The sequence below is a fragment of the uncultured Planococcus sp. genome, assembly GCF_947501725.1.
GTDB lineage: Bacteria > Bacillota > Bacilli > Bacillales_A > Planococcaceae > Planococcus > Planococcus donghaensis_C.
In genome coordinates, this window is sequence record NZ_CANMXD010000025.1 from 1 (window position 1) to 7,511 (window position 7,511).

Annotated in this window: 9 protein-coding genes and 1 pseudogene; 6 read left to right on the top strand and 4 right to left on the bottom strand. The window is 41.6% G+C overall.

Annotation, left to right across the window (positions count from 1 at the left end; all coding sequences use genetic code 11):
* Positions 1-416 (top strand): tyrosine-type recombinase/integrase (locus Q0785_RS20055; RefSeq protein ID WP_298834556.1); only part of this gene is annotated, 416 nt, incomplete at its 5' end.
* Between the two features lie 21 nt (positions 417-437).
* Here the strand turns inward: Q0785_RS20055 and Q0785_RS20060 are convergent.
* A complete protein-coding gene (locus tag Q0785_RS20060; RefSeq protein WP_298834558.1) occupies positions 438-635 on the bottom strand; it encodes a hypothetical protein in 198 nt (65 codons plus the stop codon).
* A 507-nt stretch (positions 636-1,142) separates the two neighbouring features.
* On the opposite strand from Q0785_RS20060, the gene mobC reads away from it, so the two are divergent.
* From mobC to Q0785_RS20075, 3 genes are all read left to right on the top strand, one after another.
* A complete protein-coding gene (mobC, locus tag Q0785_RS20065) occupies positions 1,143-1,472 on the top strand; it encodes a plasmid mobilization relaxosome protein MobC (RefSeq protein ID WP_298834560.1) in 330 nt (109 codons plus the stop codon).
* Positions 1,439-2,605, top strand: coding sequence for a relaxase/mobilization nuclease domain-containing protein (locus tag Q0785_RS20070; RefSeq protein WP_298834563.1), 1,167 nt, complete (start codon positions 1,439-1,441; stop codon positions 2,603-2,605). Before mobC ends, Q0785_RS20070 begins: the two co-directional genes overlap by 34 nt.
* Positions 2,606-2,807: 202 nt before the next feature.
* Positions 2,808-3,080 carry an AbrB/MazE/SpoVT family DNA-binding domain-containing protein gene (locus Q0785_RS20075; protein ID WP_298834566.1) on the top strand — a complete coding sequence of 91 codons (273 nt, stop codon included), beginning with the start codon at positions 2,808-2,810 and terminating at the stop codon, positions 3,078-3,080.
* A 104-nt stretch (positions 3,081-3,184) separates the two neighbouring features.
* Here the strand turns inward: Q0785_RS20075 and Q0785_RS20080 are convergent, their stop codons facing one another.
* The 3 genes from Q0785_RS20080 to Q0785_RS20090 all read right to left on the bottom strand — a co-directional run bounded on the left by Q0785_RS20080 (position 3,185) and on the right by Q0785_RS20090 (position 6,689).
* Positions 3,185-4,129 (bottom strand): cytosolic protein, encoded by a 945-nt coding sequence (locus Q0785_RS20080; RefSeq protein WP_298834569.1) that lies wholly within the window; start codon positions 4,127-4,129, stop codon positions 3,185-3,187.
* A 713-nt stretch (positions 4,130-4,842) separates the two neighbouring features.
* Positions 4,843-5,370, bottom strand: a complete 528-nt coding sequence (locus Q0785_RS20085) for a MerR family transcriptional regulator (protein ID WP_298834572.1) — start codon at positions 5,368-5,370, stop codon at positions 4,843-4,845.
* An 899-nt stretch (positions 5,371-6,269) separates the two neighbouring features.
* Positions 6,270-6,689 (bottom strand): hypothetical protein, encoded by a 420-nt coding sequence (locus Q0785_RS20090; RefSeq protein WP_298834575.1) that lies wholly within the window; start codon positions 6,687-6,689, stop codon positions 6,270-6,272.
* Between the two features lie 294 nt (positions 6,690-6,983).
* On the opposite strand from Q0785_RS20090, the gene Q0785_RS20095 reads away from it, so the two are divergent.
* Both Q0785_RS20095 and Q0785_RS20100 read left to right on the top strand, forming a co-directional pair.
* Positions 6,984-7,154, top strand: coding sequence for a hypothetical protein (locus Q0785_RS20095; RefSeq protein ID WP_298834577.1), 171 nt, complete (start codon positions 6,984-6,986; stop codon positions 7,152-7,154).
* Between the two features lie 132 nt (positions 7,155-7,286).
* Positions 7,287-7,511, top strand: a pseudogene (locus Q0785_RS20100) (site-specific integrase); the annotation flags it as partial.

Here is a 7,511-nt window from a genome sequence, read left to right on the forward strand (position 1 = left end):
ATCTGTTAAAAATCAAAACGACCGAGATCCAGGAAAAGAAAGTTGTGTCACTTCGGGAAGGCAAGACCGGGAAACGCCGGACTATCCACCTCGGCAACATCTATGACGAGCTAAATGCTTATATCGACACGTTAAACGGCACAGAATGGCTATTTCCAAGCCGGAAAGGGCAAAATCCGATTACAAGGGTCCAAGCCTACCGGCAGCTCAACAAGGCGGCTCAAATGGTCGATATGCCGGACGGCATCGGCACGCACACCTTGCGCAAGACATTCGGCTACTGGCATTACAAGCAGTTCCGGGACATTGCCGAGCTGCAGAACATCCTCAACCATGCCCATCCGCAGATTACATTACGTTATATCGGTATCACGGACGAACAGATCGAGAGCAATCTGAAGGCGTTTCGTCTGTAAATTCAATCGAGCTGTTTAATGTTAAGTCGATGTTTGAATCATCACGAAAGCCAGTAAGGCAAAGAGTGCAGCCAGCAACATCATAATCCCAAACATAATCCGGCTTCCCTTTTTTTCATCTGTCGCATATTTTTCCTGAAGGTAGGCGACCCACTTCCAAACAAGAATATGAGTCATGATGATAAAAGCGAGAATAATCACTGTTATAAAAATCTGCATCATAAAACCTCTTTCTTGGAGAAAATTGGATTTTTCTTTATACTCCCCATCATTTCACGACATCTCTCCTTTTTCCAACTGAAACACATCTGGTAGGTAAATTAGAAGAAACCCCTACAGATACAATTCGATGAGTTTTTCACGGAGTGAAAAACTCATCGGCAACGACCGGGTATATAATCACTAAGCAATAATTGGATTGAATGGGCCGGCTGCTAAACGTGAAAACGTTTGGCCATCGGCTTGCTTTTTGGTTTTGGGGACGAGCGATCAGCTGCGTTCCCGAAACCTTCTTTTGGGTTTTTGGGGAGGGTCAAGGGAAAGCATTTCCCTTGTAGGTTTGGGCAACGCCCAAGGTCTTCGGGGGATTGGGGGACTCCCCAACAAGCTGTAAATGGGTACCATTTACGAAGCTTGCCAACCCTCTATTATGCTGATATACTCGGAGCACACCAACGAGTAGGAAGCATAATTTCAATCGCAGATTGAAAAGGAGGGGCGGTCTTTTTGGGAGAGAACAGGAAAGAGAATCGGCAGATTAAATTTCGGGTGAACGACCTCGAATTCCAGCAGCTTGAGCAGATGGCTCAAGCTGCTGGAATGAGTGTGCCGGCCTTCTGCAAGAAGCAGGCACAAGGGGCGAGAATGACGCCTCCCAAGATCGATCGGGAGGGGGCATTTGAGATGGCTCGGCAATTGCGCGCGATTGGAAACAACGTCAATCAGTTGTCCAAGCGAGCCAATGAGGGGGCTGCGGTTCCGAAAGAGGAAGTGCAGCGCATAGAGAAGGAGTTGCAGGCCTTATGGCAACAATTCAACTCGGCAATACAAAAGTAGCGACAAAGCTAATTTCCTATGCCGAAAAGCGCGCGAAAGAACGAGGCGGAGTGGATTGTCCAGCAGAATATGCCAAGGCGCAATTTAAAGCCACCAGAGAGCTCTGGGGAAAGACAGAAGGCATTCAGGCCCATCATGTCATTCAATCGTTTAAACCAGGAGAAGTGACGGCTAAAATGGCCAATGAAATCGGCCAAGACTTAGCCAGGAATATTGCTAAGGGACATGAAGCAGTGGTGTATACCCATACCGACAAAGACCACATTCACAATCACATTGTGATTAATGCAGTCAGTTTCGAAAATGGCAGCAAGTATCAATCCTCTAAGAAGGACTTGTACAAGATTCGGGAACAAAGTGATCAACTTTGTTTGTCCAAAGGCTTGTCGATCGTCAAAGAACCCACGGCCCAAATTCGCTATACCCTCGCGGAAAAAGCGTTGCTAGAAAAAGGAAAAGACAGCTGGAAAGACGAGATTCGGGAAAGCATCGACAGCATCAAAGGCCAGGCAACCAGCCTGCCGAATCTCGCCCATCAGTTAAAAGCGCAGTTTGGCATTGAAACCAAAATCACCAATAAAAACATCAGCTTCAAGCACCCCGATTTTGAACGGTTTGTCCGGGGAACAAAACTAGGCTTGGCTTATGAAAAGGAGACGTTGACGCATGAGTTTGAAAGACAAATTGAACGAGGTCAAGAGCGAGGAAGCGCCGATTTACCAGACGCAGCCTCTGCCAAATTCGAACGAACTGGAAAAACTGATGAAAGAAACGAACGAACTCAACGCCCTGATGAAAAGCTACATTCGGGTTCACATGGACAAGGACGGGACCAGTCAAATGACGCTGGACAACGAACTGTCGAAAATCACGAAAGTCAGCCAGGACGTCCAGGAACAGATGATTTCGATTTTGAAAGCGCTCGAGAGCACGCAGCGCGATTACGGGAATCAGCTTCTGCAGCACTTGGAGACTGGCAAGAGCGAGATGGCAGCGAACAACGAAACGACCGTCCAGAAAATGAGCAAGATCGAGGGCATGTTGGACAACAGCATGAGCCAGTTGAATCGCAGAATGAACGAAAACATGAAAGACCTCGAGAAAAAGAGCGCGACCTTGGCCCAGAGCGTTAGAAAAAGCGCCTTGCTCAGCTACTGGTCAGATGTTGCCAAATACGGCTTAGGGACGGCTGTATTCATCGTTCCCGTCTATTTGGGGGTAAAGCTCCTCTTCTCGCTTATGGGCGTAGAAATGCCTTAAAGAATGGATTTAAATCCCAACCAATGAATGATAAACTGGTGGAGATTTTAAAACTGAAGGTAAGGTTGTGTAAAAATGAAAAGTACCGGTGTTGTACGAAAAATAGATCCGCTAGGCCGTCTTGTGTTTCCCATCGAATTAAGACGAACCATGAATTTAAATGAAGGCGATGCCATGGAAATCTTCGTGGACGGCGACTTTGTGCTGCTGAAGAAATACCAGGCGCATCGGGCGTGTGCCGTAACCGGTCAGGTACTAGCAGAAAACAAAGAGTTTGCTCCGGGACTGATTTTAAGTCCGGAAGGTGCTCAGATTTTGTTCGATCAACTGCAAAAAGAAAACAGCTGATGAGTGAAAAATAAGCAATTCAGCCACATTCCCCTTTTTTAAGGCCCTTACCGGTCTTGAAAAGGGGATTTTTTCACTCTGGCCAAAAGGAATCCTCTACGGGATCAGCTTAAATCTTCTAACCAGTTATAAAAACGGACTTTAGGCGTTGCAGACTGCTGCACAGCAGGTGTTGAAACCACTAAATACCGCTGATTAGCCATTCCTTCACTGAAAACAGCCACGATATTGCGTATTTCTACCCCGTTCATCATATTAATCGCCATTTTATTGAGTAATTGCATCGCTTGAAGCACTTTTCTCTCGTCACAGTCCATTCCAACCCGTAAAGCAATCGTTCCAGCGACCGTTTTGATGGAATCAGGGAACGGAAACGCCATAATTTCATCAAATAACATGAGTTGAAATTGGTTAGCCTGATAAACTTGCAACTTTTCGCGTGTTTTTTGTTGGTCTTGATGGGCCTCTTGCACATCATTTTCAATAGCTTGCTGTATACTATCTCTTTCTTGTAGTGAATTAAAAGAGTTAATATGGTTAGAACTCGTTTTTTGCCCTTCTACGCTTACAGCCCCAACAGGTTCAGCGTTTTGAAGAGGTGCAACTAGAGGTGCAAAAGGAGGTGCAACTGCATCCGATACAGGCAGTGAATCAAGGAAAAAGACCTCTTTTAAAATTTGGTGGAAGTTCGGGTGTTCTTTGTATACGAAAATGTATTTCCCTGCCTTGTCATCTGCTAGCCGGGCCACAACCAGTTGATCCGTTTCTTTTATCGAAGCGACAGCGCTTTTTACGGTGCGGACCGAGCAATTGACCTTTTCTGCCAGTTTATCTGCACCGATTTTGCAAATACCGGTGCCACTCAATAAATAAATGATTTCATCCAACACTTGTTTTCGTTTATTCGGGAATAAGTGGCCAAAACTTTTGCCCATCTGAAAAACTTTCTCTTCAATCGTGGAAAGGATGGTTTCTTTGCGGATCTTATTGCAGTAACCGCCTTGGAAAAAGCGTTGTACGTCCTGGTTATAAGCTGTTAAAAGTGTCATTGAGATTTCTCCTTTTCAGGAACAGAAAAAGACACCGTTTCCCGATAAACATAAGGGGAAACAGTGTCTTTTATACTCAAATCAACTAAAAGTAAGCTAAAGAGAATAATATCTCTTGAAACTAACTGCATTAGCCCTTAAAATAAAGGGTATAACTAAAGTTAGTTACAAGAACTTCGACAAGTGTTTTCCCTACCTTGAATAGGGGGAACGGTTACAGGGTGCTTCCAACACCACTGTAACAGTTGAGGTTCTTTTTCCGTTCATATTCTAATTACTGACAATTCTACAGATAAATTTTCCGCAAAGCAACAGCAAATAATCGTGTTTTTAAAACACTTGAAGCCTGAGTATATGGATTTACCGTTAATAAAGAACCATTTTTGGACATAGTAGAAAGAATAGGATGAAATCCAAGCACCCTTCGGGTGTTTTTTTTATGGCCTACCTTATAAAGTTTTAGAAGCTTCTGCTTAAAGATACTTTGCGATACAACGCAATTACTTTCCGATTTTGTTCTTCCCATTCAGGCGTTTTCTGCATAGGGATATTAAAAGCTGATTCTAGTTCAGTCATAAGAGCAGACAGCATGAGATCTTTCTCATGGTTTGGTAAGTTACTGTGCATGAGTGTTTCATATCGCTTATTATATTCTACCAAATTCATATATCGCACCGACCTCTCTTTTTCTTTGCATTATAAGTTAAGAAAAATCATTTAAAGAGGCGACTCCAAAACCCTTTCTTTAATTCTTTAGCTGGTTTGGCTGCCTCTTCTTCATCCGTCTTTTTTTCTAAAAATAAAGGAGGAGGATTTTCTAGGGCCTCTTTAATAAAGCGATTTTGATCCTCTAATTTTTGAATGAGTAAGACATTAAACTCTTCTTGTTTTGCTAATTTTTGATTCACTTCGGTTAAGACTTTCTTTAATTCCGTCACGTCCTCAGTAGTCGCCAAAGCCCGCGCAGAATGGCTTTCTTCAGTTTCATCACGCTTATTATCATTAATAATCACGGGAAACTCGCGTCTTATCACTTCCGCTAGACCTGTAGTTTCATAGCCAGCATCGTATAGCGCTTTGATTCTTCCTAAGATAGGAATTGCAGCAGCCTCATATTTCTTGGCACGATTGCCGCCTTTACTGATGAAATAAGGGTGAAACTTTGTTATATATCTCCTTAGAGTGGGCTCAGCAATTCCGGTTTTCTCTGCTAATTCACCAACGGTATACCATTGTTCCACTATTATCATCACCTTTCATCATTCACTCATCACGTCATCATCATATAGAAAAAGCCTCCATATCAACATTTCTGTTGCTTTTATCTTATCACGAGACTTCACAGCTGACTTACTAAAGCTGCAGAAAGTAAAATCGCAAAGATGACATCCTATAGAAGAGGATTAGAAGCAATAGCTCCACTACTATCCTAAGAGTCAAAATTAAATACACTAGAATGGCTCTCACAGCAGCCAAAAAGAACAGTGGAGATAACTATGCACAAAAGAGCCTTAGAGATTAGGAATTGGGATATGGAATAAATAGGAATCGATTGGTATGGTATTAAAAGAAATGTTTTATCAAGTAAGGGGCTGGTTATTGGGTGAAGTCATTTAAAAGTTTCTTAGAAAAATATAGCGCATTTATCATTGCAATCGTCTGTTTAATTTATTTAATTACTTCTTGGGGAGACAGTTGGGTATGGACGGCTATTCTCCTAGCAGGGCTTGTTATTTGCCCGATCATCGGAATTTCAGACATAAAAGACACTAAATCTCGAAGTAATTAAAGCTTCGTTGCAATACTAAGAAAACCAAGAGTTTGAATGTAACTTAAGTGCAGTTAAGTTACATTCAAAACAGGATTTTAAGAAAAGCTATTAGAAAAGGGGATCTGGGTTATGAAATTGGCATGGACAATATACTTAGTAGGGTTAGTGCTCGTAATAATATATTTTAATACAGGTTCCACTGTAGCTTTTGTAATAGGATTTGGGCTGCAGCTGATAGGATTTATCATTCAAACTATTACTAAAAAGAAGACTAATGAAAAAACCAATATGAATTAAGCAGCTAATAGTTCGGGGGTCTGAATGTAACTTAATGTGAATTAAGTTACATTCAGATTTGCCACCGACTAACTATTTAGACTGTGCTTTCGAAATTGCTAAGTGGTTGGTAAAGATAATATATGCAGGGAAAGCTACTAACATTCCGAGGGCTAGTAAACCTGTACCAGCACTTGGTATGTCCTCAAGATTTGTTGCTGGAAAAAGAGATGTGCCAATAAACACCAGTAGAATAAAATAAGGAAACCAGAGAATAACCGAAAAATGAACCCATTTTGGTACTTCTGTCCATTTTCTTATCACAAAAACAATCCCGATCGAGCTTACTAAAAATACAAAAATAACTACTAAAAGGCTTAAGATACTGACGGTATCGATGTCTAGATTAGTTAACCTGCTAATTCTCAATACATTAATTGTTAACTCAATGGGCACAAGTATTGAAATCGAATATATAAAACTAATTAAGTTCAGTCTTATAAAATTTTTCATTTTTATCCCCCTTTTCAGAGTTATTTTTCTCTTAATGTGAACTGAATCATTGCTAATAAAGTTTCATTTTCTTTAAATTAGTCCGATTCAAGGGATTTTCTTATCAATTCTGAATGTAACATAATGATAATTAAGTTACATTCAAATCCCCGATTCCATTGACTTCAGCCAAAAAACAAGCGAAACTGAAATTAGTAGAAAAAAAGATACATTCAAAACCCTGATTTTATTAGGCTCCGAGATTCGAAAAAGGCAGTTGAAAAAATGAACAGGATTTTAGAAAGGAGCAATTCCATGGATAATCTAATCGCGTTATCGCCTATACTTTTGTGGGTGGTCTTAGCAGCCCTTCTCATTACTGCTCTTTTTTTTATCGTCAAAAGTTCGGCCAAAAGAAACGAATACGAAAGGAAAATTCAAGCCTTAGAAGAAAACAAAGAGCCGGAAGAACTCCATCGGGATTAATCGCTTTTTTAAAGAGGCTTGTCCTTCCTTGGCGGCGCTCTTTTTTTCTTTTAATCCAAATACCTTGAGTAGTTCGCTACATCCGGCAATTAACCAATTTAAAATACAGCAACCAACCAAAAGGAGACTGTCATGATAAAGCAAAACGAAATCAAAGACGTGCAGCCGATCCGGTCGCTGGAGCGCATCGAGGATATGAAATGGAGCCTGAAAAAATGGTGCGGAGAACGGGATTATATCTTGTTTCTTCTCGGCATCAATTCAGGGCTGCGGGTCGGGGATCTGTTAAAAATCAAAACGACCGAGATCCAGGAAAAGAAAGTTGTGTCACTTCGGGAAGGCAAGACCGGGAAACGC